Here is a 25,961-nt window from a genome sequence, read left to right as displayed (position 1 = left end):
CACCGCCAATTATTAGTCGATAAACTCTGCTCAAGGAATGTTGATAGTCAAGTGAATGAGATTCATGCACGCGTAGCTGTCTTAAATAAATTCAAAGAATTAGGTCGCCCTCATACCCAAGTTGTCACTTAAATATGAGTAGGTATGGGAGATTTTATTTTTTAAATATTTGTGCAACAAAGCCGTTTTTAACCAAACCTAGTTGTTTAGTCCCGGCATTTGATGGATCGGATCAATCTTAAAAAGTTCAGGTTCATCTGTCCACTGTTTGCAGATGAATTCGTAGGGAGTCAGGCCCCTGAGTGTTTTGAGTCTGCGGCCGAAGTTGTATGCAGCAATAAAATCAGCAAGGTGAATGCATAGCTGAGTGTGATCGTCGTAATGGAACCGTTTGACAGTAGCTTCTTTAATCGTTCGGTTCATCCTCTCGACCTGTCCATTGGTCCATGGATGCTTAACCTTGGTAAGACGATGTTCAATGCCACATTCAGTACAAACCCGATCAAAGATGTGCTCAGAGGCGTAGCGATCACAGGTGCGGTTCGTGAACTGGATGCCGTTATCTGTTAGCACCGTATGGATTCTATAGGGCACAGCCTTAACCAGATTGCGCATGAACTCCGCGGCTGCCATCTTACTGGCTTTAGTATGCAATTCAGTGAACGCAAACTTGGAAGTGCGATCAATGGCAACGAAGAGATAAAGCTTACCCTGTGCTGTTTGCATCTCAGCGATGTCGATATGAAAGTAACCAATGGGGTAGCTCTTGAAGCGCTTCCTGACAGGGCGATCACCTTGTACCTCAGGCAGTCGTGAAATACCATGCCGCTGTAAGCAGCGGTGTAACGACGAGCGTGTCAGATAAGGAATACTCGGCTGCAATGCATAAAGGCAATCGTCTAGCGGCAACAAAGTGCGTTTTCGAAAAGCAACAATTGCCGCCTCATCTTCAGGCGATAACACGCTTGAGCGAGGATTCTTTGGGCCGGTTGTAAGATCATCTACTGAAGTACGTTTCTTCCATTTTGCGACGGTCTTTTGATTGATGCCGTAACGCTTGGCTAGCGTTCTTAAGCTCTCTTGACTATTTTGTATTGCTCGACGCACTGCCTGTGTCGTTGTGGCGCTGCTGTGTAGAACTTGTCCCATAGTGCTTCCTTCCATTTATCTGAGAATATTGCACCATTAAAATCTGGGACTAAACACCTAGTACACTGGTTTCCTGACCTTGTACATATTTTCCGGTACGCTTGGCATAGCCATTTAAAATTAGAGTGTGATCATGATCTGCAGTTATCACAATCAAGGTATTTTTAATTCAGGGTCACTTTGTTGAAGTTTTTTAATGGTTGCATCCAAAACCTCATTTAGGGCAATCGTATCCTGTAATGCACGCTTAGCATTAGTGTCATGTAAAGCATGGTATATACGCCCACCTTCAACCATCAGGAAATAACCATTTTTATTTTAGGTTAGAATGTCCAAAGCGGCCAACGTCATTTGCTTTAAGCTAGCTTCAGGCAAGTTTTTTTGGTTCGATTTAAGTCATAACTTAAATGGCTAGTATTAAACAAACCCAATAATTTTTCGTTCATTCCTAACTTCATCGGGGAGAGTTGAGTTTGATCATAGACCATTCGATAGCCTGCTTGTTGCATTTCTGCGATCAAATTACGTTGGTCTATCCGTTCTCCCCCTTGATCTTTTTGCAGAAATTGACGCTTACCCCCGCCTAGAATCACATCAACCCCGTCTTTTAATTTGACGTTATAACACTGATAAATATCACCTTGCGAACTTGGTACTAATGGGGATGCTATGTCATTTTCAGCATCACGATGACAAATATGGACATAAGTCGATGCTGGTGTAGCATGCGTAATGCGAGTTGTTGTGACTACCCCGGTACCCCAACCTCGTGCTTTGGCCAATTCGAGTAAAGTTTGGGTGTCTTGCTTATTCTGATTCTGAGGATTGCTTCCACATTGATGATTTCCGGCCTGATTTAGTTCTACTGCAATTGTTCCAGTCTCCATGGATATCAATTCATTTTTCATTTTTACACCTGTCATATAGGCACCCATCGATGGTGCGCTATCTCTAACCTGTGCATCTTTTGAGAAAGTACGAACAAATGCTGACACTGGCAGTTGATCTATCGGCAGTTGGCCATCTTCACCAACAGCATAAATTCGTGCAGCTGTTAGTGTCGTGATACCCATTCCATCTCCCAAGAAAAAAACCACACGTTAAGGCTGTTTTGATGGTTGTACTGAAGTAGAAGTTGATTGAACTAAAGTAGGACTTTGACAGCCCGTCAAAATAACTGTGCCCAAACTACAGCATGCCAAACTTATTAATTTTTTTTATTTAATTTTTCTTATGCCAAAGCATTGCATCGACTCATCTTAAGATGGTCGAAAAATACGCTTTAAATATTCAATTTACATGATAAATTTATGGAAATGTTATTATGACTACTTATATAGATTTTCCTAATTGCAAAAAATAGTGTAGCAAATTGCTACACTATTTTTTTACTTTATTTTTCTAACATTCGTCTTAGGAAAGCTTCTAATTCTTGTAAATTTTGATCATCAAATTGTCCGATTTTTAAAGATACCTTTAATGTATTATGGTCAAATTTGATATTACCAGCAACTTTCCCATCATATTCAATTTTATGTACAATTGAAGTTTGAATTACTTCTTTCGTTTCTCTTGACTTAAAGATTTTTTCAGCTAGTGATGCGAGTTTTGTCTGTTCAACTTCTTTTTTAAGCAATTTTGACCATGCTTCGAATAATGCTTCTTTAGCATTTTCATTGTTTTCATCATGATCTGATAGAAACTTTTTCACTGCTGTAGCAGCGGTCCTTGCTAATAATGAGGGCTGTTTTTCCAAATCTTCAATCAACTCTCCAGGTAATTTTTCAAAAGATAAATATTTATACATATCTTCACGATTCATACCTAATGACTTTGCTAACTTCTGCTTATTTTTTTTTAATTTTTCATCCAAAGAATTTAATCCAACATATATTTCATAATCTGTCAGATCTTCTCGCTTTAAATTTTCAGCTAATGTTAATAAAGCAACTTCTTCATCCGATGCATCAATAATGATTACTTCAATGGTGTTCTTATTGAGAAATTGGTGGGCTTTCAATCGTCTTTCACCAGCAATCAACTCATATTTATCATTTATTCTACGAACTGCAATTGGTTGTAATAGCCCAATTTCCTCAATTGATGCTGCTAAATCTTCAATATCTTGTTGATTAAAGAGTTTTCGAGGCTGGTTAGGGCTAGCCTGAATATCTGTAATTTGTACATTACGTCTTAGCTCTTTGACATCATTAATATGCTCTTTTTGGGCATGTTGATGCTTTTGAGTATTTTGCTGAAGACGTTTAGCCAATATCTCTTTATTACTTACCATAGTATTTCCAGAATTATATTATTTGACACGCTGAACAATTTCTTGTGCTAAAGTTTCAAAAGCTTTTCGAACTTTTGAGTTTTTATCAACAGATAATAAAGGTTGTTGCAAAATTGCAGCTTGATTAACTTTAGTGCTCATCGGAATTGTGGTATGCAATAATTCTCCAACTTGATTAAATGCTTCATTTTTTATTAATTTACATACATTCTGACGCTCATCATGTTTAATTAATAAAGCACCTAAGAGTTCTAATTCAGGGTTAACTCTTCTAATTTTACTTAAATGATTAATTAAATCAGTAACACCATAGAGACCGTATTGTGAACCAGATTCGATTGGAACAATAACATGTGTCGAAGCGGCTAAAGCATTGCTGGTTAATAATTTTAAACTCGGAGGGCAATCAATAAGAATGTAGTCATATAATCCTTCTAGAATTTTCAATTTATTTGAAAGTTCCTCGGTTGGTCTTGGTGCATCATCTTTCAATTGATCTTCAGTTTTACCAAGAGTTAATGAGCCATATATTAAGGAAACATTTTTAAACTTTGTTTCTTCTTCTAATGCTTCCGATAATAGACTTATATCACCAATGAGTAATTCCGCTGATGTAGTTTCAACTTCGCTAGGGTGTCTTAATCCTATATGTAAACTTGCATTTGCTTGTGGATCCAGATCAATTACTAAGACCTTATTTCCTAATTCAGCAAGTTCTGAAGCAAGATGTACTACAGTAGTTGTTTTCCCGCAACCACCTTTATGATTAGCTACAGCAATAATTTTAGTTGACATATTTGTCTTAAGGAATTTACTTTGATTTCATTTAATATAAAGATATTTGTAGCAACTTGCTACAGTTCCTTTGTCATATTTTTATCTTTTGAATTCAAAAGATGTGGAAAAAACATTTCTTAACTTTTTTTAAAAATATAGCTAGCTAATTTTAATTAGTATTAATTAGTATTAATTAGTTAATTATAATTAGACAAATTTTATTTCTTTAAAATCAAATAGATAGGATTCTTAAAGTGGAAGGCGTGTCACTAATAAGTGGAAGGCCTGTCATTGATAAGTGGAAGCCCTGTCACCTATAAGTGGAAGGTTTGTCACTAATTAGTGGAAGGTCTGTCACCGATAAGTGGAAGGTTTGTCACTATGGTGGAAGACTTGTCATTGTGATTTATTTTAATGTGGATTTTTTAATTTAAAACAAAACAATTCAACTGCTTGTGATGTTGATAAGTTTGTTTTTATTGAAATAAAGGTGGAAGACTTGTCATTAGATGTTTTTTATTCTGTGGATAAACTATTTGTATAAAATTTAATGGATAACATGATGTTTAATAGTCAAGAATATCGGAATGGTGGAAGGCTTGTCACTTTAACAGTGGAATGTGTGTTGATTAATTCCACTTTAGTGGTGCTGTAGGCTATTCCTATTTTCAAATTGATTGCTTTAGCGACACGGATGAATTATCAAAGGTGGAAGAATTGTCACTTAAAAGTGTTTAATTATATATTAATTCCACCATAAGACTAAATAGTATCAAAATTGCACTTTAATAGTGACACTTCTTCCACTCTTAAGGTGTTTGATGGGCATAAACTGAGTTAATTTAATGTAAGGAAGAGAAAATAGTGAGCGGTTTGCATCTTCTTCCACTTTTGTGTATAACATGTAGAAAATATTTTAATCTTTCCACTTATGAGCAATCACAACGAACCAGAAGAATTAGAACATCTACCTTATTGTATTGGTAATATTCGACATAATGGAGTAGTCAGCACTAGTAACCGTCTGATTAGACCAATTGAATTATCATCTAATGAGTATAAAGCTCTACTTTATGCGATGGCTGTTGCGAATTATGGTGAGAAGAATAATCAAGATCGTGAAATTACAGAGCAAACTTATATTTATTTGCATAAAGATGATTTAGGCGAACTATTAGGATTAGATAAAAAGAATTCCATTAATGTTGCTATTGATCGTATTTATAAAGAATTATCATCACGAGTAGCCCATTTTGTAATTGAAGAGTCCGTGGATGATAATAAGCGTAAAGTTAAAAAAGTACACTCAGTAGTACCAATTATTCGTGAACTCCGTTGGGAAGATGATGCTAAAAATGCTTTGCAGATACGTTTCACCAGTGAAGTACTTCCATATTTTACTCGTTTAGCAAATGGAAATTTTACAACCTATCAATTGAAAGATTTATTTGCTTTGGACTCTGTCACCAGTATGAGTTTGTATTCATACTTTATCAAAAATGAATTTAAGTATGCTAATCAAGATTCTTATGAGGTTGAACTTTCACTTGAGAATATCAAAGCATTAATTGATATTGGGGAGAAAAAATACGATCGTTGGGTTGATTTTAGACGATACGTTTTAGACAAAATTATTGAAGAAATTAATGAAAGGACTAGTCTTCAATTAGAATACGATACCATCAAGAAAGGTCGACCTATTGTCGGAGTTCGATTTAAAATTCTTAATAGGCATGCCACGGAAGTTGTTGTATCTAATACTAATGATAAGACTCAAATCTATTTAGATGTCAATTTTGATGATAATGCGCTTGTTAAAGAATTAGGTGCGAAGTTCGATATGACCGTAAGGTCTTGGTACATCTATGCGAACGACCCAAATTATAAACAGTTTAGTAAGTGGTTTAAGACAGAAGGGTGCTTAACTGAATCTCAAGCAAATGTGATAGTTAATGATATTATGTTCCAAATGGATTTTGCTGTAGCTGGCAGTTCAATGAGTGAATTTAAGAAAGAAATGAAATATAAATTGAAAAATAATCCAAATTTTGTAAAAGAAAATAGAAAACGATTGAATGAAATATTTGGAAAAGAAGTTATATGACAGTGTAGCAACTTGCTACACTGTTTACGATAATGTGTAAAATAAGCTTGATATCAGTTTAGGTTATATTTTGATAGCTAATTAATAGACCTATGAACTCATAATCCGTTGGTCGACAGTTCAAGTCTGTCTGGGCCCACTAGTTATTAAACCCCATAAACCTTTGGTTTATGGGGTTTTTCTATACCTATAATGAACTTTGCTTCTAAATTTTTATGGACCGTATGTGGTCCATTTTGCATGATAGTCCGATGGTCTCAGGTTTAGAAATGAGAAAATCACCAACCAAAACCATTTCACTGACACTCAATTCGATGTGAATAGCTTAATTGATCATCCATAGTGAAGTTGCTATCAAATGAGCTATGAGCAGAGAAATGAGATGTTGTGGGGGATTCTTGGAGAATCCAGATTCTACCGTTTCTTCCTAAAGGTCTAGAGCTTTTCCTGATTCTTCTTGGGGAGTTGTGTCAATAAATTATTATCAGGCAGGATAGCTATAAACTACCATCTGTGTAGAACTTCTCGATTGCCTGCCTAGCCTTCATCATCAGATTGGTGAATACGTTTTCATATTCACCTTGACATTAAAGGTCGGTAACCTTTTTCTATTCTACCTTATGTGGCAACTGCTGAGGGAACTTATCCTTGTCTACTACATTTCTCATGATTTCAGGTTTGAGATTTTCTTTCTGGCACAGAGGTTGATAGATCTTCAGCATCCAAGACATCAGCAAATTTATGCTCAACGTTTAGATAGCCATTCTACTGTTTAAAAAACTTATTATCATTAGAGAGTTCTAAGATAATAAAGTGAACCGTACCGGGTTTGTCGGAGAGTCAATATTCTGAGAGACTATCCCGATGACAAAATTAAAATATACCCCTGAAATCAGAGAAAGAGCTGTTCAATTATTGATTGAATCTGAAAAAGATTATCCTTCTACTTGGGCTGCGATCACAGCAATTGCGCCTAAGATCGGTTGTACTCCTGAAACACTTCGTGCCTGGCATCAAAAGCATTTAGATCAGCTAAATCCTATTAAAGTACAACAGATATCTGATCAAGAAAAAATGAAGCAAATGGAACGTGAAATTAAAGAATTAAAGCGTGCCAATGAAATTCTACGTAAAGCAGCCGCTTTTTTCGCCCAGGCGGAGCTCGACCGCCCATACAAATAATGGTGGATTTTATCCATAACAATAAAGATCGATATGGTGTTGATGCGATTTGTAGGATTTTACCGATCGCAGCTTCAACCTATTACCGAACTTTAGATCTCGCTGACAAACCACCCGTAACCGAGATGACCAAAAACGGGCAGATGATTTAGTGAAACGTAATTTTAATGCTGATCATCCTGACCCTTGCGAAGCAATGCTTCTCAGGTGGGTGACTTTACCTATATTCAAACTCATTCAGGCTGGGTCTATACCGCCTTTATTATTGATGTGTTCTCACGAGCAATTGTTGGATGGAAAGTATCTACACGGATGAATACAGATATGGTGCTCGATGCACTTGAGCAAGCATTGCACGATCGAGGCATGCCAAAGAATGTGATTCATCATTCCGATAGAGGTGTTCAATATTTTTCTATTCGCTATACCAATCGTTTAGAAGCTGCAAATTTACGAGCATCAGTCGGTACAACTGGTGATTTATACGATAATGCTCTGGCTGAAACGGTGAATGGCTTATACAAAACAGAGGTGATTGAATATTTAAAAGCAGATTGGCAAGGTTTAGCGGATGTACAACTTGCGACACTAAACTGGGTAGATTGGTTCAATAAAAAGCGTGTACACAGTGCACTGGGTTATGTATCGCCTTTTGAGTTTGAAGCAATGTACTATGATAAGATTAACCCGTTAGGTCAGGTGGCCTAACTTAAATAAAAAAGTCTCCGACAAACCCGGTACGGTTCAGAATTTGGATTTTGATCAGATCTGCTGTTTACATGCTTCTACAGTAGCTTTGAATGTTTCACTTAACCTTTAAACTTTTTCTAAAATTAAATATATTTACATATACGTTCTAAAATTTGATAGAATTTATTAAAACTTTAGATTCTAAGTGTAAATAATGAGAAGCGCTAATATTCGACGTGATGGCTACTTAAAATTTCTGAATACATGGCAAGACCGTGATGTCATTAAAGTACTTTCAGGTGTACGTCGCTCTGGAAAATCCACCTTATTGGCGATGTTTCAACAAGACCTAAAAGCACAGGGTGTACAAGCCGAAAACATCATTGCCATCAACTTCGAATTTATGGAATTTGAAGAACTCACCGATTACCGTAAACTACATGATTATGTATTGTCCAAAGTTGATAAAAGTAAAAAAAACTATGTTTTTTTAGATGAAATACAACATGTTACCAATTTTGAGAAAGTGGTCGACTCTTTATATGTTCGGGATTATATCGATTTATATTAATGTGGTTCCGTTAATTAGACCACTCAATTCAGTTTTATAAGTGATAAATCCGCTCTAAATATTTAAATTATGCTGCCATTACTTTTAGTAAATGTTGATCATAAAATTCATCCGGTGTTGCCTTATTCAAACTTGAATGAGGACGTATCGTGTTATAAAAATCCAAATATTCAGCAATTGATTGTTTCGCTTGTTTAACCGTATCGTAAGCCTTCAAATAGACTTCCTCATGCTTCAAGCTGCGCCATAACCGCTCAATCATCACATTATCTCTCCACCGTCCTTTCCCATCCATACTGATACTGATATTTCGCAATTTTAACTCATTCAAAAATGCCTCGCTTGTGAATTGACTGCCTTGGTCTGTATTAAATACCTCTGGACAACCATATTTCACAATTGCTTCTTGCAACGCATCTATGCAAAAGTCTGTTTCCATACTGATCGATACTCGATGAGCCAGTACTTTACGACTATGCCAATCTATAATTGCACACAGATAGACAAAGCCTTTAGCCATAGGAATGTACGTGATATCTGTACACCAGACTTGATTAGAGTGATCGATGACCATGTTTTTCAACAGATATGGGAAAATACGGTGTGCAAGATTAGGCTTACTGGTATTGGGTTTTGGATACAAAGCATGTATTCCCATCAAGCGCATTAAACGTCGGACTTTACGCCGACCTATTTGATGCCCTTGACGCTGTAGCATATCTCGTATCATTCGACTGCCCATAAATGGGTAGTCGAGATGAATTTCATCGATTAGACGCATCAAACTCAAATCAGTTGATGAAATCTCTTTGGGCTTGTAATACAACGTACTGCGATTGATTTGAATCAATTGCGATTGTTGTCGTACCGAAAGTTGATGGGTCTTATCGATCATTTTTTGCCGCTCAGCTGCCCTATTTTTCTGAGCGCACCTTCTAAAAAATCAATTTGCAATGCCTGATGTCCTATCTTGGCATGTAAAGCTTTGAGGTCAATCTCAGGTTCTTGTTGTGCTGTTGGTCGTGAAAAAATATTGATTGATTGCTCAAGCAGTTGATTTTTCCAATCGATGATTTGGTTTTGATGTAAATCGAATTGAGTAGAAAGTTCAGCGAGTGTGTGGTCGCCTTTAATTGCTGCGAGAGCAACTTTAACTTTAAACTCTGCTGAATGATTACGACGTTTTCTTCGTGTCATGGTTGACTCCAAAAACAAGCATTTCCCATGCTTATTGGGGAGTAGATTATCACTTATAGACGTGGTCTAAAATCCTAGAACCACATCAGGTCGATCAGCACTAAAATTACGTTTCACTAAATCATCTGCTCGTTTTTGGTCATCTCGGCTACGGGTGGTCTGTTTATTCTTACCACGCCAAACACCTTGTATTCCTAGCTTTTGCATCAATCGAGCAACTGTACAGCGCGCAATAATATAGCCTTCACGTTTCAGTTTTTGCCAGACTTTACGTACACCATATCGACCTGAACTTTCCTTCCAAATTCGTTTAATCTCCTCAGCATGATGCAAGTCATGTAAATCTCGCTTTGCTCGATGTTCTGGATTTTCACAGAGATCTAGAGTCCGGTAATAGGTTGAAGGTGCGATCGGTAAAATTCTACAAATCGCCTCAACACCATATAACGCCTTATTGTTATGGATAAAATCCACCATTATTTGTGTGGGCGGTCGAGCTCCGCCTGGGCGAAAAAAGCGGCTGCTTTACGTAGAATTTCATTGGCACGCTTTAATTCTTTAATTTCACGTTCCATTTGCTTCATTTTTTCTTGATCAGATATCTGTTGTACTTTAATAGGATTTTGCTGATCTAAATGCTTTTGATGCCAGGCACGAAGTGTTTCAGGAGTACAACCAATCTTAGGCGCAATTGCTGTGATTGCAGCCCAAGTAGAAGGATAATCTTTTTCAGATTCAATCAATAATTGAACCGCTCTTTCTCTGATTTCAGGGGTATATTTTAATTTTGTCATCGGGATAGTCTCTCAGAATATTGACTCTCCGACAAACCCGGTACGGTTCATAGTTTTGTTCAATCTAATCCATTTGATACTTCTGAGCCTTTTTATAATAAATCTTTGTCTTACGCTTTACCCGATCCATCAGACAATAGTTTATTACTTTCTAAAATTGCTACCTCAATGGTTGATCAGCTATACCAGAAGAATATTGGATTTAAAAAATGTGGAGTTATCCTCACTTGTCTTGAACCTAAAGCCACTCATATTTATGACTTATTCACGGACATGAACAAGATAGAATCAAGTAATAAACTTATGGATTCACTCGATGATATACAGAATAAATTTGGTAAGAGAAAAATAGGATTAGGTGCCAGTATGCTACCTGATAGAAATTGGAATATGTCACGTAATAAGCTGTCTCCCAATTACTTTAAATGGGATCAACTTATGAGTGTTAAATAATTAGTCATGACTAAGATAATTTTTTTGCATGTGACTTGCCACCTGGCTAAAAGGAATAACAGGAATTGAAATTAAAATATGCAGCGTTTATAGCTCTTTTAATAGTAGTGTCTGTTATGGCCTTTAAACAGGTTTATAACCCTTACTTTGATCAAGATAAAGAAGTAAAGACGTTTAGCTTTAATGGAAAAAAATTAACGGCTCTGTACCTATATAGGGAGCATGATCAAGAAATAGGTTTTAAAGAAAATCCTTCATTAAAGCCTTTAGTCTTTACGTGGAAAAAGCCGATTTATACCTGTTTTAATATGGTCAATGTACCTTATGAGTTAGAGATATTTTTCTTTAATGCAGATAAAAAAATTATTGGGTCGGCTGTAATGGAAAAATTTTCCCAAAAGCAGTACTGCCCCAAAGAAAAGATTCAATTTGCATTAGAAAGAATAAAAACTTAGATTTTTCAATCTAGTCTTTAGTATCTTTAAAATTGTTTGAATAGTAACTATATGGATAAAGAGTATAAAATATGTCTTTAATGTCGATACTGAAATCTTCAGATCCTAAGTGCAAGGAAGTAAAAGAAATTATAAAAAGTGTCGCACCCCAAAAAAAAGATTTCAAAACTTACAGTGGTATTCCTCCTTTTACTAATTATGAAGTTATGAGTGAACATAAATTAACGAGTAGTTATGATTCAGGCTTGGTTGGTACAGCATTTGACTACTTATCTAAAATAATTTGTGCGTACTACACGAATACTGAATTGAGTGCTAAGGAATTTGAGCAACCTAAAATTATCAGCTTTCTAGAGGAAACTAAAAATAAAAGCATTTTGGTATTGTATAAAAAAATTCAAAATCACATAGATTTTCTACTAGCTAATAAATCAAACGATTTAGAACTAAATGAAGAATTTATTGGTGGAATTATTCTTTTGGCTAAATTAGAAAATCTATGGCGATCTGGATTTCTACCAGTAGCAACAAAGAAAGACATACTAAAACCAACGGAGAACGTGGTTTACGAAGATATATCTTCCCTAGTCAAAAATTTTGATAATGTATTCATTAAGAATGGTCTTATTAAGCCTGATAGTCTGATCACATACAATCCCAGATATTCTGCAAATATCCGTGTTGCACTAGGGGGGATAGATGCAGATATTTGTATTGATGAAACACTATATGACTATAAAAGTACAAAAAATCATGGATTTATGATTAAAGACAGTATGCAGATCACATCGTATTACTTATTCTATTTAATGGATCGAATTATGTCGTCAACAGTGCAGATGCAACGACACAGAATAGAACGAATTGCATTATATAAAGCGAGATTTGGCCAAATTGAATATTTTGATGTTAAGCATATACCTGAAAAAGATTTAAAATATGCAATTTTTGAGCTTAATAGGATGTTTAAATTAGGTATGCCCGCTCAGAAAATTAAGGATTTTTAAAGGGCACTAAAGCACAGTATTGCGCCTTATCCTAATGTGGTTCCGTTAATTAGACCACTCAATTCAGTTTTATAAGTGATAAATCCGCTCTAAATATTTAAATTATGCTGCCATTACTTTTAGTAAATGTTGATCATAAAATTCATCCGGTGTTGCCTTATTCAAACTTGAATGAGGACGTATCATGTTATAAAAATCCAAATATTCAGCAATTGATTGTTTCGCTTGTTTAACCGTATCGTAAGCCTTCAAATAGACTTCCTCATGCTTCACGCTGCGCCATAAACGCTCAATCATCACATTATCCATCCATCGTCCTTTCCCATCCATACTGATACGGATATTTCGCAATTTTAACTCATTCAAAAATGCCTCGCTTGTGAATTGACTGCCTTGGTCTGTATTAAACACCTCAGGACAACCATATTTCACAATTGCTTCTTGCAACGCATCTATGCAAAAGTCTGTTTCCATACTGATCGATACTCGATGAGCCAGTACTTTACGACTATGCCAATCTATAATTGCACACAGATAGACAAAGCCTTTAGCCATAGGAATGTACGTGATATCTGTACACCAGACTTGATTAGAGTGATCGATGACCATGTTTTTCAACAGATATGGGAAAATACGGTGTGCAAGATTAGGCTTACTGGTATTGGGTTTTGGATACAAGGCATGTATTCCCATCAAGCGCATTAAACGTCGGACTTTACGCCGACCTATTTGATGTCCTTGACGCTGTAGCATATCTCGTATCATTCGACTGCCCATAAAGGGGTAGTCGAGATGAATTTCATCGATTAGACGCATCCAACTCAAATCAGTTGATGAAATCTCTTTGGGCTTGTAATACAACGTACTGCGATTGATTTGAATCAATTGCGATTGTTGTCGTACCGAAAGTTGATGGGTCTTATCGATCATTTTTTGCCGCTCAGCTGCCCTATTTTTCTGAGCGCACCTTCTAAAAAATCAATTTGCAATGCCTGATGTCCTATCTTGGCATGTAGAGCTTTGAGGTCAATCTCTGGTTCTTGTTGTGCTGTTGGTCGTGAAAAAATATTGACTGATTGCTCAAGCAGTTGATTTTTCCAATCGATGATTTGGTTTTGATGTAAATCGAATTGAGTAGAAAGTTCAGCGAGTGTGTGGTCGCCTTTAATTGCTGCGAGAGCAACTTTAACTTTAAACTCTGCTGAATGATTACGACGTTTTCTTCGTGTCATGGTTGACTCCAAAAACAAGCATTTCCCATGCTTATTGGGGAGTAGATTATCACTTATAGACGTGGTCTAAAATCCTAGAACCACATCACTGCCTATAGTATGATACTTTAATAAATACAATATAATTTTGGAACCAATAAAAACAAATGCTTATGCATAACAAAGGATGAAACTTTATTACTCTCATATATTTGTCACCGATATGTTCATTATTCACCTAGTGTTCAAGTACGTTTTTAAAGACTGTACAGTACAACTGTCCAGAACGTTCAGTGAACAACTATGGCACTAACCTATCTATGATGGCAAATCATAAATAATTTGATGTGTAAATCAGGGTTTTAGGTACATAGTGTTCATTTTATTCAACAAATATAGATTATAATTGCTTATTTTTTAATATAAGACTTAGCTTAGATTTCTTGTTAACTTTTATAATCAGACCCCACTCTCAACTTATTTTTCTAAGGTATTGGTTTACTTATTTTTTAAAATTTCAGTTAAAACAATTAGAATTTGGTGCTGTGTCAAAAAGTATGCTGATTAAAATTTGAACAATTTTTGAAGCCTTGAAAGCCCTATAGAATCAGAGAACTTATCATAGATTTCTTATTGACTTTTACCGCCAGCATACTTTTTAGAACACCACCTAGAATTTTAAATTCTATAAAAATCAAAAGCCTACGATAAGTTGAGATTGGCGTAATCAGCGTAATTTTTAGAATACCACCAAATATTTTATTTATTATTTTAGTTCTATAAAGATGAAATTGACCGCTCGTACTACTAAAAGAGCCATTCATCTGCTTATATTGGACTTACTAGTATACTTATGTAATAATGTGTTAACAAAGTTAATGATTTATAATGTGTTAACAAAGTTAATGATTTATAATGTGTTAACAAAGTTAATGATTTATAAATATAATTTACATATTTAAGAGGAACACCATGAAATTTAATAAATCCCTACTTACTGCTGCCCTACTTACTGCTGGTTCTTTAACTGTTGCTAATGCAGCACCTATTACAACTGATCAGTTTGATGTTTTACTAACAGTTGATGAGGTCTGTGCAGTAGTAACGGGCGCTACTGCCGATATCAGTCTTGGTAATATTGCAGCGGGTGAAGCACAACTGATACCTGGCAGTGTTACAGGTTCTACAACCATTACTACAAATTGTTCTGTAGGCTCTGCTGCTATTATTGCACTTACACCTGTTTCAACTTCAGGTACTACTGGTCTTGGTAATTTGATCGGTCCAAATTCTGAAAAAGTTGCTTATAAATTGACTTCTGGTACTGGTGGTACTGGTGGTACTGCTTGGGGCAATAACGTTGGCACTAATACAGTAACAACCGCCGCTGCTGCTAACTATGCAACTGGTATTGCTACCACCGTTTATGCCACTGTAACTGATTCTGCAGACGTTACACCTGGTGCCTATAAAGATACTGTAAATGTTTCAGTAACTTTCTAATCTGAATGTTAAGTCTCTGGATACGCCGTGTTGCGATACACGGTATTTTATCTGGTTTGCTGTTGTCTAGCGGTATTGCAATGGCGAGTGGTCTTCAGGTCTCTCCCATTTCTCTCAGCTTGCAAGCCAAACAAAATGCCAGTGGCCTGACGCTAAGTAATACTGGTGACAGTGTGGTAAACGCGCAAGTGCGTGTGTACCACTGGTCTCAGAATGAAGAAGGCGATCAACTCACCGCATCACGAGGATTATTGGCCAGTCCGCCAATGATTAAACTACAACCGGGTGAAAAACAACTTATTCGAGTTATCCGTGCCTCCGCTCCACCAAGTGGTGTGGGCGCTGTAGAAGACGCTTATCGACTATCGATTGATGAAATACCAGTTCAATCTACTGAAGAAAAGACAGGTATACAGTTTGCGTTAAGTTATTCACTACCGGTATTTGTCCAGCCTATAGGGGTTAAACAAACCTCTCCAAAGCTGCAATGGAAGTACACTGTGCAACCGGGTGGTAATCAGGTTGTTATGCGTGTTAGCAATAGTGGTGATGGGCGTGCGCAATTGGCCAAACTCAGCATTGATGATGCCGCTGGCAAAAATATTGAAATAACACCGGGCTTACTGGGTTATGTGTTACCGGGTGCAACCATGCAATGGACCCTCAAAGTACCGCCAAATGAATTAAAAAATAGCGGTAAAATTAAGGTGATGATTAATGGAACTGACACAACTCAAGACGTTACGTTGGACAGTCCCACTCGCTAAACTAATTCTTCTGCAAAGTGTTGTTATTTCTGTCAGTTATGCTGTAACTCCTATTCCTGCACCTACTCCTGTCAGCCTGCCAGATACTAGATTTACCCAACTCGACCTCGATGAGGATGCGAGTCAGACGCATGGCTTGGATTTATATCTAGACGTGACTCTCAATGGCGCTAGTGCAGGCTTAGCTCATTTTGACTATCGTGATGGTCAACTGTGGGCGAGTATTGCCGTATTACAGCAGCTTGGCTTTATCGTGCCTCCTGGAACTACAGACCCAGTACCGCTAAATAGCTTTGCCAATATCAAGGTCGACTATAACGCTCGTATGCAATCCGTCGCTATCGTTGCTCCCTTAAGCACTCTCAACCTAAACACTACGGTTTTAAATAATCGTGATAGCCGACGCACTCAAGCTAGCTCATCGCCTGGGGTATTATTAAATTATAACTTCTATGGTTCACAGTCAGAGAATAACTCAACCAGTCTAAGCGCCTTTACCGAAGTGCGCGCCTTTAATGCTAATGGTGTTTTAAGCTCAACTGCACTAACCACAGGCAATAGATTTTCTAATAACAGTGTTGATAACGGTAATAAAAACCGTGATTGGGACAGTCGTACTATTCGTTTAGATACCAGTTGGAGCCAGTCCTTTCCAGACAAACTCATAACCGTACGTGCGGGTGATATCCTCACGGGCGCGCTATCATGGACACGGTCTACGCGCTTAGGTGGTCTACAAATTGGTAGCAATTTTGATTTGCAACCTTATATGACGACTACGCCACTCCCTGCATTCTTTGGTTCAGCAACACTACCTTCTGCGGTGGAGCTCTATGTGAATGGCCTCAAACAATATAGTGGTGAGGTTCCTGCTGGCCCATTTGAGTTAAATACAGCCCCTAGCATCAGCGGTGCAGGCAATGCTCAGCTGGTATTAACTGATGCGTTAGGTCAAAGCTCTACCGTTAACTTCTCGCTTTATGATACTCATCGTTTGCTGCAGCCAGGGCTTTCTGATTGGTCTATTGAGCTCGGTACCGTACGTGAAAACTATGGCATCAAATCTTTTGATTACGGCAACGATATTGCCGTCAGTGGTACCTGGCGTTATGGGGTGAATAACCGCTTTACCGCTGAGACCCATGCCGAAGCGACTAAAGATCTTGCTAATGCAGGCGTTGGTGGGACATGGGTCTTAGGCGGTCCGGGGGGAGTCTTGTTTGCCTCATTAGCAGGCAGTGAGACCCAAGGCCAAAGCGGTATGCAATATAGTGGCAGCTATTTGTGGAACAATAACCGCTTCAATATTGGTCTTAATACATTAGGTACCAGCGGCGATTATCGTGATGTGGCGACTCAATACGGATCAAGCGCCATACGTCAAAGCAATCAAATCTCAACAGGTTATAGTACTCAGTCCTTAGGTAGTTTTGGAGTGAGTTATAACGAGGTGGACTATGCTGAAGATGACACTGCAAAATTTGCCAGCGCCTATTGGAGTAAATCTTTTGGTCGACGATTCAACCTAAATGTGAACCTCAATCAAGATATCAATGATTCCGCGAATAGCAGTGCCTCAATCGGCGCCTCATTTTCGTTGGATCGTAATATCTCGTTTAACAGTAGTGTGCAGCACACAGATAGTCGCGATGATTTTATTGCTGATGTATCACAATCAGTTCCTAGTGCCGGTGGTTTAGGATGGCGCGCTCAGGCTAGGCACAGTGAGGGTGGAAATGGTAAAAATAACAGTGGCGGACTCGCTGAGCTAAATTATCTCGGCCGCTATGGTCAAGTACAAGCGGGCGTCAGTAGTTACGATGGTGACTACGCTACTTACGCCAGTAGCACAGGCTCAATAGTCATGATGGGCGGTGGCTTATTCGCCGCCCGCCAAATCAACGATGGATTTGCCGTGGTCTCCACTGATGGCATTGCAGATGTGCCAGTACTATTACAAAACAACCTTATCGGCACCACTAATAGTCGTGGCCTCCTATTGATATCGCCGCTAAACGCTTACCAAGATAATAAGATTGGCATTGATCCGATGGACTTACCTGCTGATCTGCGTATCGACAAGGTAGCGGCTCAGGCAACCCCAACCGATCGCGCTGGTACAGTAGTCAGTTTCAAACTTGTTCCGGTACGCTCAGCATCTATTATTCTAGTAGATAGTGTGAACCAACCGTTGGCTATTGGCAGTCAAGTACGCCTAGTGACACAGAAACACTTGCCATCAGCTATCGTGGGCTTCGACGGTGAGGTCTACCTAGATACGTTAGATGATCACAATGTACTAGAGGTACTCACGCCCTCTGGTGATAGTTGTCAAGTCAGCTTTGATTACCAAAAACAAGGTGATGGCATTCCGCTTATTGGTCCATTTACTTGTCAGAAGGTAGAAGAATAGTGAATTTATTTCGGTGGTATTATAGTCCTTTTTTGATGTTAGGTGCGTTTTGGATAACAGTAGGCAACGCAAATGCTGCAGCGACTTGTAGTGCAAGTATGAGTGCAGGCGCTGTAAATATTGGAAATAGCCTAACTTCAGATAATGTCGATAGTGAAAGTATTACTGCGACTTTGAATTATAAATGTAGTAATGGCGCTGGTAGAAGATACGTCTCAATCTGTCTTGCCGTTGATGGTGGCGATGTTGCAAGTGAGGTTAACCCACGCTATATGAAAAATAGTGGAACTAATACTCCTCGCTTAGCATTTACTATGCTAAAGCCTGATCAAACTCTTTGGGGTACTCGTACCCTTTCTACTGGGGTTAATTCAGAATATGTTGCCTTACACGATATACCTGCAAACTCATCTATATCAATAGATGTACCCATAAAGATAGCCTTGTTGCCAAACTATAATAATGCTCTTGCCACTCCAGGAGTTTATACCAACACCTTCAATGGTGGTCATACTGCACTAACTTATAAACAATCTGATTCTTCTAACTTCACTTATTGTACATCAGGTAATACACTAGACAGAAACCGATTTCCTTTTATAGTCCAAGCTACTATAGTTAATAGTTGTAAAATCACTACTAAGAACGATGTAAACTTAGGTAGCCGTCCAGCAAGTGATACCAATATCCTTGGTAGCAACGGTAATGCTATTGGCGTAACCTGTACAAAAGATGCCCCCTATACGATTGGCTTAGCTCCATCCAACGGTAACCAAGCTGGATCGGGGGTTATGAGTGGTACTGGTAGTAATACTAACAAAGTACCTTACCAACTACGTTCAGCACCAGGCCTTAATGGGAAAATATGGGGTAATACTGCTACCTCTACTAGTACAGGAAATGGTGTGGCAGGTATTGGTACCGGATCACCCAAATCACACGAGGTATTTGTTACTGTACCGAGCGCTGATTTTAGACCAGATAATTACTCTGATACAGTAACTATCAATGTGAATTATTAGTTGCTTATTTTCCCCTAGCATAAAAAACACATCTAACAATAGTGTTTTTGAGTAATAAAGTTAAATACTAGGTAATAAATAATCATACTTAGCAATAAAGTTTCATACGAATTTTCAAAATAAAGAAAATATATTCATTATTTTCAGTATTTTGTAATTTTGGTATGAAACTTTTTTTATTTTGATAGAATTAAATTTAGACTAGCCCTGCCTATATAGCTAAATACTAAATAAATCATTACAGTAATCTTTAAACAATTTATCAATATCTTTAACTCTAAATTTATTGCGAATCATTTTTACTCGTGACCACATTTTTTCTATAGGATTTAAGTCCGGGCTATATTTAGGAAGCCACACAATGTAATGGCCTGCACAACATATCAACTCCTGAAGCCTTGTTCCTTTGTGAAAGGTGGCATTATCCATAATCAATACACTGGTTTTTTTCAGCTTTGGCAATAAATCCTGTTCAATCCAGCATTCAAATACCTCGGTATTCACTGAACAATCAAATACTCCAACTGTAAGCAATCTATTTTCGATTAATGCGCCAATCGCATTGCTACAATTTTTTAACTGCCAGTTAAATTCAGCTTCAGCTCGCGCTCCTTTAGGACTATAACTATGCGATCTCGTACTTTCGCTTTGAAAACCACTTTCATCGATATAAACCAGTGGTAATTGTTGTTCTAAACATTCAATCAAGTTCTGAAATTGCCGACGTTGATTTTGATCTGCTTTAGGGTGCTTTAACGTCTTTTTTTACGCGATATTCCTGCAGCATGTAGCGCATTAAATACTGCATGTGTACTGACACCAAAACGTTCTGCCCGTTCACTGATGTAATCATCGGGATATTGTTCAACATCATTCAATATTTGCTCTTTGCTAATTTTAGCTGGGCGACCAGGAATAGGTTTAGTTACAGTGGACTTTTTCCAATTCTGAATCGTCTGTATACAGACGTTAAAATGCTGTGCTGCTTTTCGCACCGACATTTTATCTCTAGTCATAATTTCTATGACTTTGTCTTTAAAACTGTACACGACAAATTTCACAGAACCCTTATCCTATCAGGGTTCTGCCTTCTTAAAATTGCCAAAATTTCCTTAAACTCTTCTTTTTTCCCAAAACCAATTAAACGCTGAATCGCCATTTGAACATAGTCTAAACCATAGCGAAATAAACTCATTGAGAGTCGTCCATGCTTCTTTATTTTTATCGCTTTTTTTTGATCATGTTGCCATTCACCCGTTAAGTAACACCAACAGAAGCTTATAGCTAACACCGCAATCAATTTTTTCACTCGTCTAGGGTCTGTCAAGCGCGTATTTTCAAGATTAAACCCGCGTCCTTTGAGACAACTGAATAAGGTTTCAATTTCCCAGCGTAATGCATAATCCTGAATAGCATTGGCATTAAACTGAGGAGAAACGACGAGTAAAAGCTCTCCATTTTCTAACTGTAGTGCACTTATATATAGTTTCACCCGACCAACCAAAATCCGTCGTTTACGACATTCAATTTGACCAACTTTAAGATGGCGAAATAAATCACTAATTTTATGATTCTTTCCTAAATGATTGGTGACAATGAAGTTTTTTTAACACGAATGCAGAAGTTGATGTCTTGTTCAATTAACCATGTAAACCACTGCTCACCGATAAACTCTCTGTCTGCGAACACATTCACAATACGGTCTTTACCAAAAATGGCTATAAAGCGTTGAATCAAAGCAATGCGCTCTTTCGTATCTGAATTTCCACGTTTATTAAGCAATGTCCAAAGGATAGGTATCGCTATTCCACGATAAACGATTGCGAGCATCAGGATATTAATATTTCGTTTTCCCCATTTCCAATTGGTTCTATCTAAAGTCAGTTGCACTTGGTCGAATGAAAACATATTGAAAATCAACTGAGAAATTTGACGATAATCAAAATACTGACCTGCAAAGAAGCGCTGCATACGTCGATAAAATGATTGTGGTAAGCACTTGATGGGCAAGGCTTTAGATGCAGAAGAAAGATTACATGTTTGCTTTAAAATAATCACAAGCATGATGAGCGCAAAGCACTTTAAATGTGACTTGTTCCATTTTAGAGATTTGTTTAAGATAAGATATAACTCATTGAGATGTATCATAGTATTCGTCGTTAGAAAACAATTATTGTGACATTATTTCAATGAGTTATCTATTTTTGTCGTGTACAGAGTACATTTTGTTATAATAAAATCAAAGTTCTCAGGTAGAATATCGCAGATTTAACGAATTAAATATTAAAAACGGGATTTCATGTGCGACAAATTCAACTGGCTTTTTTACTGACTTGCGGCCTCACTTTGACCGGCTGCGCAGTGACCTCTGGTCTGCAAACTTATGACCTACCAGCAGAAGGTGTTTATCAAACCGAACTCGGCACGTCGGTCAATGTGATTAAACTCACTCAAGTTAGGCACCTGTGATTAAACTGACTGTTCAGCCTGCTGGACAAAACATTCAACAAGACTATGCCCATTTGTTTAGCACCCCGCATCGTAGCTACAGTCTGAGTCCGGGTGATATCCTGTCCATCTATTTATGGGCCTATCCGGAAATGACCCCGCCTAGCACGACTATTAGTAGTGACCAGTCTGCTCAGGCTAACGGTTATCAGATTGACTCACAGGGCTATATTCAATTTCCAATTATTGGCCGCTACAAGGCTGCGGGCAAATCCCTGACCCAAGTCAACCGTGAGTTGCGCAGTCAGTTGGCCCGTTATTTAAAAACTCCGGATGTCATTGTACGGGTTCTGTCCTATCAGGGTCAGCGCTACTCCGTTCAGGGCAATGTCATCAAAGGTGGTCAGTTTTATTTAAGCGATCAGCCGGTAAGTGTCTATACGGCCTTGGGCATGGCCGGTGGTGTCAATGCACAACAGGGCAAAATGTCTATGTACTTCGTATAACCACCATTATGTTAAATGGGCCGGATTACTCATTAATGATCCCAAAAGCTTTTCTCCATGCCTGAGGGCTTGCCATATCACGAAATTTTTTTCTAAATGACACGGGACCTATTATTAAAACCTGAAAGCTCGGTTAACAATCTTTTATGTTATGGGTGATAACCAGTCCTTGCCACTGCGCGATCAGGGGATGAGTTTAAGTGATGTATTAGGTGAAAGTTTGGGTCTAAATCCACTCTCTGCCAGCCGCAGCAAAATTTATATCGTGCGCAGCCAGTCAAATGCTGTACACACCGAAGTTTATCACATGGACCTGAGCAGTATTGCCGACTTCGGCCTGGCCAACCAGTTCAAGATGCGCAGCAATGATATTGTCTATGTCGATGCTTCAGGTCTGGCACGCTGGCAACGTGTCGTGAACCAAGTGATTCCGTTCTCGAATGCACTTTATAACCTGGATCGTTTGGGGCAATAATGCAGATTAAACGTATGCGCCTGTTCCAGCAGAGGTTACGATCCTTTGGTCCTATACATACAGGGCGTCATTATCAAGCTGAACCTGCCGGAAATCGTTCACTAAAATACTTGTTCAGCCATCCAGTCAGCGTAGCTGCTTTTACATGGTCAATCAGCCCTGCATATGCCAATGCATAAGTTCCATAGCATAACCCTACAATGAAAATTCCAGTCTGATATGCACAATTTAGGGCATTGATAAGTACCCGCATGTCGCTCGAAAGCTGAATGCCGAGATGATTAAACAGGCTGATCTGGTTCTGGTGATGAGTCAAAACCAACAAAAACATATAGAACAGACCTGGCCTTTTGCCAAAGGTAAAACCTTCCGTTTGGGGCACTGGCAAGCCAGGAATATCGCTGACCCTTATCAGCATGACCAAGCTGTATTTGATGATACCTGCCAGTTAATACAGAGCTGTATTGCTGACTGGAAAAAATATATTTAAATTTGAAATCAAGATTATGAGCCAAAATAGCAATACTGAAGATACGATAGACTTAAAAGAATTATTTTTTTCACTCATTGCCCAGTGGATTATGATTGCGCATTGTATGACTAAATGATTGGATCTGGCATGAATAAAATTTTAAGTAGCTCTATTATTGCACTCTCTCTGGCAATGGCGTCAGTCCATTTATATGCGTGATAAGGTGGTTCAGCGAGATACTTCTAAAGTTACGCATATACAGAAATTCGCAATGCAACTATTAAAGTAACCTATGCTGATACGACTTTTTTAATTGACCCAATTGCTGGAACTGAAAACAGCTTTACGAACCGTTTATTGTCACCGCATGACTATCAAAGCGAATACAATAAAACATCTGTTCTTTTTAAAGACAATGCTAAATCCTTTGATATCCGTCAGTTTGAAGTGCCTGCTTATTTCAATGACAAGAATTTACGTCTTGACTTTCAGCAGGGTAAATACACTTTAACCGATCCGGCCACAGAACAAGTGGTCTTCTCTGCCCCATTAAATCAGCCTAGTGAATTGCAGTCTGAACATGGTCAGTGGAAAGTTGCCATTTATACCCAGGACCAGTTCAATGCACCCTATCTTGTTCGCAAAACTGGTGGTCAACACGGTACTGATCCTGAGCCAATTACTCGGTGGCAGAAAAAGGCAAAATGACCGGGGTATTAGGCCATGTCCGTATTCCTAAGCTTAAAGCTGGATTAGGTGAACGTCGTTCTGCAGAAACAGCCCAAACGCTTAAGTTTCTGGATGAACAGTTACCTGAATTGCGCCAGCAACTGGATGTAGCTGAGCGAGAATTCAATACTTTCCGTCAGCAATTCAATACGGTCGATGTCACCAAAGAGTCGGAACTGTATCTGACTCAAAGTATTAGCCTGGAAACCCAAAAAGCACAGCAAATGCTACAAGTCGCTGAGGCTTCTGCCAAATACACCAATGAACATCCAGTGATGCAGCAGATGAATGCACAACTGGCTGCCATCAACAAAAGAATTAACGAGCTGGAAGGTACTTTAAAGCAGCTACCAGACCTGCAACGCCGATACTTACAACTGTTCCGTGAAGTTGAAGTGAAACAGCAGCTCTTTCCACTTCTTTAAAATCCTAAGCAGAACAAAACCAATATAAGTTAAGTAAAGGAACCGCTATGTCAAAATCAGCTTTATTAGTGACACTGTTAAACTCTTATCAGCACTGGTGAAATTGGTAATGTGCGTGTAGTCGATAACCACAAAATGCAAATCCTGATTTTATCCATCTTCTTGGGCGGTTTCCTGGGTACCTTGCTGGCACTGCTACGCAACATGCTACGTTCAGGCATTAAAGATTCCAGTCAAATTGAAAATGAACTAGATTTGCCGGTATATGCAACAGTACCTCGCTCGCCTGTCCAAAATGGCTATATCAAGCTGGCCAAGAAGAAAAAATATATTCCTATCCTGGCGGTTAAAAACAGTGATGATATTGCGATTGAGAGTTTGCGTAGTATGCGTACTGCCATTCACTTTGCCTTGAGCAATGCACGGAACAATATTGTGATGATTTCTGGTCCTGCACCAGAAGTGTGTTGATGCTGCTGTTCGTGCTGCTTCTGATTTTGGTTATAAGGTAAAAGTTATTCATGATGCTTGTGCGACTAGACTTGGAATTTAATGGCGTTAATCAGACTGCTGGTCTGTCCATGCAACATTTGGCCGCTTTTGAATTTGCATATGCAAGTGATATCAACTGAAGATTATGTTAGTTAAAGATTAAGATTTTCTAAAATTAACATAATACACCTTATACGAAATAAAAATGGGAGCCTTAAGCTCCCATTTTTTAAGTAATTTTTTCAAATAAGGCTTGGGTGAGCATCTAAAATTCGAATCAATGTAGCTGCTGGTCCAGGTGAATCCATCCGAGTTACTCAGTACTCCATTATTTGGGGAAATGCTAACTCAGTTATCCAGTCAATATGATCATATCCTGATTGATACTTCACCTATTCTTGCAGTGACTGACGGGATTATCATCTCGCAACATGCAGGTGTGAATTTGTTGATTGCACGTTATGCACAGACTCAAATGAAAGAACTGGAATTAACGGTCAATCGCTTTGAACAGGCTGGCGTCAAGGTCAATGGCGTGATCTTGAATGATATTCAGCGTTCAAGTGCAGGTTATGGCTATGGCTATAATTATGCCTATGCATATTGGATAAGCCAATAAGAAAAAGATCTGATCATTTATATATTCTCGGTGACCCAATAAAAATCAGAACCACTTTTCCCTTTTTACCTTGAGACAACGTACTTTGCGAATACCACCGCCATTCTTTTAGGTCACTCTATCAGGCTGTACCAAAAGATCTTGCTGAAGTTGACGATATTCCTCATCAGATACAAGGTCTTTAATTTGCTTGGTAAAGATGCTGGT

17 protein-coding genes, 11 pseudogenes and 2 other annotated features are annotated in these 25,961 nt (G+C 38.2%); of the genes and pseudogenes, 15 read left to right on the top strand and 13 right to left on the bottom strand.

Annotated elements, in window-relative coordinates; genetic code table 11:
• Nucleotides 1–6: 6 nt before the first annotated feature.
• Nucleotides 7–132, top strand: a pseudogene (locus tag AC4CVD_RS17985) (IS5/IS1182 family transposase); the annotation flags it as partial.
• 66 nt (nt 133–198) lie between these two features.
• On the opposite strand, the gene AC4CVD_RS17980 reads toward AC4CVD_RS17985, so the two are convergent.
• The 5 genes from AC4CVD_RS17980 to AC4CVD_RS17960 form a co-directional block, all read right to left on the bottom strand.
• Nucleotides 199–1,149, bottom strand: a complete 951-nt coding sequence (locus AC4CVD_RS17980; RefSeq protein WP_031952559.1) for an IS481 family transposase — start codon at nt 1,147–1,149, stop codon at nt 199–201.
• Nucleotides 1,150–1,302: 153 nt separating this feature from the next.
• A complete protein-coding gene (locus AC4CVD_RS17975; protein WP_265735892.1) occupies nt 1,303–1,446 on the bottom strand; it encodes an alkaline phosphatase in 144 nt (47 codons plus the stop codon).
• A 59-nt stretch (nt 1,447–1,505) separates the two neighbouring features.
• Nucleotides 1,506–2,222, bottom strand: a complete 717-nt coding sequence (locus AC4CVD_RS17970; protein ID WP_490753601.1) for an alkaline phosphatase — start codon at nt 2,220–2,222, stop codon at nt 1,506–1,508.
• Between the two features lie 320 nt (nt 2,223–2,542).
• Nucleotides 2,543–3,442: a ParB/RepB/Spo0J family partition protein gene (locus AC4CVD_RS17965; protein WP_110975735.1), complete on the bottom strand. Its 900-nt coding sequence runs from the start codon at nt 3,440–3,442 to the stop codon at nt 2,543–2,545.
• An 18-nt stretch (nt 3,443–3,460) separates the two neighbouring features.
• Complete coding sequence (locus tag AC4CVD_RS17960; RefSeq protein ID WP_058952656.1) at nt 3,461–4,237, bottom strand: ParA family protein; 777 nt, start codon at nt 4,235–4,237, stop codon at nt 3,461–3,463.
• A 913-nt stretch (nt 4,238–5,150) separates the two neighbouring features.
• Between AC4CVD_RS17960 and AC4CVD_RS17955 the strand changes: the two genes are divergently transcribed.
• The 3 genes and pseudogenes from AC4CVD_RS17955 to AC4CVD_RS17945 form a co-directional block, all read left to right on the top strand.
• Nucleotides 5,151–6,323: a replication initiation protein gene (locus AC4CVD_RS17955; protein ID WP_004637173.1), complete on the top strand. Its 1,173-nt coding sequence runs from the start codon at nt 5,151–5,153 to the stop codon at nt 6,321–6,323.
• An 864-nt stretch (nt 6,324–7,187) separates the two neighbouring features.
• Nucleotides 7,188–8,213: pseudogene (locus AC4CVD_RS17950) on the top strand (IS3 family transposase).
• Nucleotides 7,463–7,579: a sequence feature (AL1L pseudoknot), on the top strand. It overlaps the preceding pseudogene by 117 nt.
• Nucleotides 8,214–8,409: 196 nt before the next feature.
• Nucleotides 8,410–8,763 (top strand): annotated as a pseudogene (locus tag AC4CVD_RS17945) (ATP-binding protein); the annotation flags it as partial.
• 70 nt (nt 8,764–8,833) lie between these two features.
• Here AC4CVD_RS17945 and AC4CVD_RS17940 read toward each other — a convergent pair.
• Together AC4CVD_RS17940 and AC4CVD_RS17935 are read right to left on the bottom strand one after the other, a co-directional pair.
• A protein-coding gene (locus AC4CVD_RS17940) for an IS3 family transposase (RefSeq protein ID WP_290344405.1) occupies nt 8,834–9,963 on the bottom strand; the annotation gives its coding sequence in 2 pieces (ribosomal slippage) (nt 8,834–9,711 and nt 9,711–9,963; 1,131 coding nt in all).
• Between the two features lie 84 nt (nt 9,964–10,047).
• Nucleotides 10,048–10,757: pseudogene (locus tag AC4CVD_RS17935) on the bottom strand (IS3 family transposase); the annotation flags it as partial.
• Nucleotides 10,366–10,482 (bottom strand) — a sequence feature (AL1L pseudoknot). Its footprint overlaps the pseudogene before it by 117 nt.
• Before the next feature lie 39 nt (nt 10,758–10,796).
• Between AC4CVD_RS17935 and AC4CVD_RS17930 the strand changes: the two are divergent.
• The 3 genes and pseudogenes from AC4CVD_RS17930 to AC4CVD_RS17920 all read left to right on the top strand — a co-directional run.
• Nucleotides 10,797–11,210: pseudogene (locus AC4CVD_RS17930) on the top strand (DUF4113 domain-containing protein); the annotation flags it as partial.
• Between the two features lie 116 nt (nt 11,211–11,326).
• Complete coding sequence (locus AC4CVD_RS17925; RefSeq protein WP_015060295.1) at nt 11,327–11,665, top strand: DUF192 domain-containing protein; 339 nt, start codon at nt 11,327–11,329, stop codon at nt 11,663–11,665.
• 71 nt (nt 11,666–11,736) lie between these two features.
• Nucleotides 11,737–12,672 (top strand): hypothetical protein, encoded by a 936-nt coding sequence (locus AC4CVD_RS17920; RefSeq protein ID WP_015060294.1) that lies wholly within the window; start codon nt 11,737–11,739, stop codon nt 12,670–12,672.
• A gap of 102 nt (nt 12,673–12,774) precedes the next feature.
• On the opposite strand, the gene AC4CVD_RS17915 is transcribed toward AC4CVD_RS17920, so the two are convergent.
• Nucleotides 12,775–13,904 (bottom strand): IS3-like element ISAcsp5 family transposase gene (locus AC4CVD_RS17915; RefSeq protein ID WP_100607972.1). Its coding sequence is split into 2 segments (ribosomal slippage): nt 12,775–13,652 and nt 13,652–13,904, totalling 1,131 coding nucleotides; the frame shifts between segments, so codons are not numbered across the junction.
• Nucleotides 13,905–14,855: 951 nt separating this feature from the next.
• On the opposite strand from AC4CVD_RS17915, the gene AC4CVD_RS17910 reads away from it, so the two are divergent.
• The 4 genes from AC4CVD_RS17910 to AC4CVD_RS17895 are packed head-to-tail and all read left to right on the top strand — an operon-like array spanning nt 14,856 to nt 19,588.
• Nucleotides 14,856–15,386: a spore coat protein U domain-containing protein gene (locus tag AC4CVD_RS17910; RefSeq protein ID WP_490753598.1), complete on the top strand. Its 531-nt coding sequence runs from the start codon at nt 14,856–14,858 to the stop codon at nt 15,384–15,386.
• Nucleotides 15,387–15,391: 5 nt separating this feature from the next.
• Nucleotides 15,392–16,153: a fimbrial biogenesis chaperone gene (locus AC4CVD_RS17905; RefSeq protein WP_490753596.1), complete on the top strand. Its 762-nt coding sequence runs from the start codon at nt 15,392–15,394 to the stop codon at nt 16,151–16,153.
• A complete protein-coding gene (locus tag AC4CVD_RS17900) occupies nt 16,104–18,566 on the top strand; it encodes a fimbria/pilus outer membrane usher protein (protein WP_490753595.1) in 2,463 nt (820 codons plus the stop codon). Before AC4CVD_RS17905 ends, AC4CVD_RS17900 begins: the two co-directional genes overlap by 50 nt.
• On the top strand, nt 18,566–19,588 hold the full coding sequence (locus tag AC4CVD_RS17895) for a Csu type fimbrial protein (RefSeq protein WP_490753593.1): 1,023 nt from the start codon (nt 18,566–18,568) through the stop codon (nt 19,586–19,588). The genes AC4CVD_RS17900 and AC4CVD_RS17895 overlap by 1 nt, the downstream gene beginning before the upstream one ends.
• A 219-nt stretch (nt 19,589–19,807) precedes the next feature.
• On the opposite strand, the gene AC4CVD_RS17890 is transcribed toward AC4CVD_RS17895, so the two are convergent.
• The 3 genes from AC4CVD_RS17890 to AC4CVD_RS17880 form a co-directional block, all read right to left on the bottom strand.
• Nucleotides 19,808–20,296, bottom strand: coding sequence for a transposase (locus tag AC4CVD_RS17890; RefSeq protein WP_490753591.1), 489 nt, complete (start codon nt 20,294–20,296; stop codon nt 19,808–19,810).
• 44 nt (nt 20,297–20,340) lie between these two features.
• Complete coding sequence (locus AC4CVD_RS17885) at nt 20,341–20,637, bottom strand: IS630 transposase-related protein (protein ID WP_490753609.1); 297 nt, start codon at nt 20,635–20,637, stop codon at nt 20,341–20,343.
• Between the two features lie 8 nt (nt 20,638–20,645).
• Nucleotides 20,646–21,736, bottom strand: a protein-coding gene (locus AC4CVD_RS17880) for an IS4-like element ISAba1 family transposase (RefSeq protein WP_100607965.1) whose coding sequence is annotated in 2 segments (ribosomal slippage) — nt 20,646–21,196 and nt 21,196–21,736 — 1,092 coding nt in all. Because the reading frame shifts where the segments join, the coding sequence is not laid out codon by codon here.
• Between the two features lie 153 nt (nt 21,737–21,889).
• On the opposite strand from AC4CVD_RS17880, the pseudogene AC4CVD_RS17875 reads away from it, so the two are divergent.
• Together AC4CVD_RS17875 and AC4CVD_RS17870 are read left to right on the top strand one after the other, a co-directional pair.
• Nucleotides 21,890–22,524 (top strand): annotated as a pseudogene (locus AC4CVD_RS17875) (polysaccharide biosynthesis/export family protein); the annotation flags it as partial.
• A gap of 163 nt (nt 22,525–22,687) precedes the next feature.
• Nucleotides 22,688–23,017: pseudogene (locus AC4CVD_RS17870) on the top strand (polysaccharide biosynthesis/export family protein); the annotation flags it as partial.
• A 54-nt stretch (nt 23,018–23,071) separates the two neighbouring features.
• Here the strand turns inward: AC4CVD_RS17870 and AC4CVD_RS17865 are convergent.
• Nucleotides 23,072–23,264: pseudogene (locus AC4CVD_RS17865) on the bottom strand (GlxA family transcriptional regulator); the annotation flags it as partial.
• Here AC4CVD_RS17865 and AC4CVD_RS17860 point away from each other — a divergent pair.
• A pseudogene (locus AC4CVD_RS17860) lies at nt 23,250–23,507 on the top strand (arsenate reductase/protein-tyrosine-phosphatase family protein); the annotation flags it as partial. The pseudogenes AC4CVD_RS17865 and AC4CVD_RS17860 overlap by 15 nt on opposite strands.
• A 76-nt stretch (nt 23,508–23,583) precedes the next feature.
• Nucleotides 23,584–25,754, top strand: a pseudogene (locus tag AC4CVD_RS17855) (P-loop NTPase family protein).
• Here AC4CVD_RS17855 and AC4CVD_RS17850 read toward each other — a convergent pair.
• Nucleotides 25,740–25,955: pseudogene (locus AC4CVD_RS17850) on the bottom strand (hypothetical protein); the annotation flags it as partial. The pseudogenes AC4CVD_RS17855 and AC4CVD_RS17850 overlap by 15 nt on opposite strands.
• Nucleotides 25,956–25,961: the final 6 nt, after the last annotated feature.

The sequence above is a fragment of the Acinetobacter sp. LipI_23 genome, from assembly GCF_058243045.1.
The sequence above is the reverse complement of the archived record's forward strand: the minus strand, read 5'-3'. Positions and strand labels throughout refer to the sequence as shown.

Excerpts from the sequence above, each read along its gene's own strand:
- AC4CVD_RS17955 (WP_004637173.1), top strand. The coding sequence starts at position 5,151 with ATGAGCAATCACAACGAACCAGAAGAATTAGAACATCTACCTTATTGT.
- AC4CVD_RS17980 (WP_031952559.1), bottom strand. The coding sequence starts at position 1,149 with ATGGGACAAGTTCTACACAGCAGCGCCACAACGACACAGGCAGTGCGT.
- AC4CVD_RS17960 (WP_058952656.1), bottom strand. The coding sequence starts at position 4,237 with ATGTCAACTAAAATTATTGCTGTAGCTAATCATAAAGGTGGTTGCGGG.
- AC4CVD_RS17925 (WP_015060295.1), top strand. The coding sequence starts at position 11,327 with ATGGCCTTTAAACAGGTTTATAACCCTTACTTTGATCAAGATAAAGAA.
- AC4CVD_RS17965 (WP_110975735.1), bottom strand. The coding sequence starts at position 3,442 with ATGGTAAGTAATAAAGAGATATTGGCTAAACGTCTTCAGCAAAATACT.
- AC4CVD_RS17900 (WP_490753595.1), top strand. The coding sequence starts at position 16,104 with ATGGAACTGACACAACTCAAGACGTTACGTTGGACAGTCCCACTCGCT.
- AC4CVD_RS17920 (WP_015060294.1), top strand. The coding sequence starts at position 11,737 with ATGTCTTTAATGTCGATACTGAAATCTTCAGATCCTAAGTGCAAGGAA.
- AC4CVD_RS17905 (WP_490753596.1), top strand. The coding sequence starts at position 15,392 with ATGTTAAGTCTCTGGATACGCCGTGTTGCGATACACGGTATTTTATCT.
- AC4CVD_RS17970 (WP_490753601.1), bottom strand. The coding sequence starts at position 2,222 with ATGGGTATCACGACACTAACAGCTGCACGAATTTATGCTGTTGGTGAA.
- AC4CVD_RS17910 (WP_490753598.1), top strand. The coding sequence starts at position 14,856 with ATGAAATTTAATAAATCCCTACTTACTGCTGCCCTACTTACTGCTGGT.
- AC4CVD_RS17975 (WP_265735892.1), bottom strand. The coding sequence starts at position 1,446 with ATGGTTGAAGGTGGGCGTATATACCATGCTTTACATGACACTAATGCT.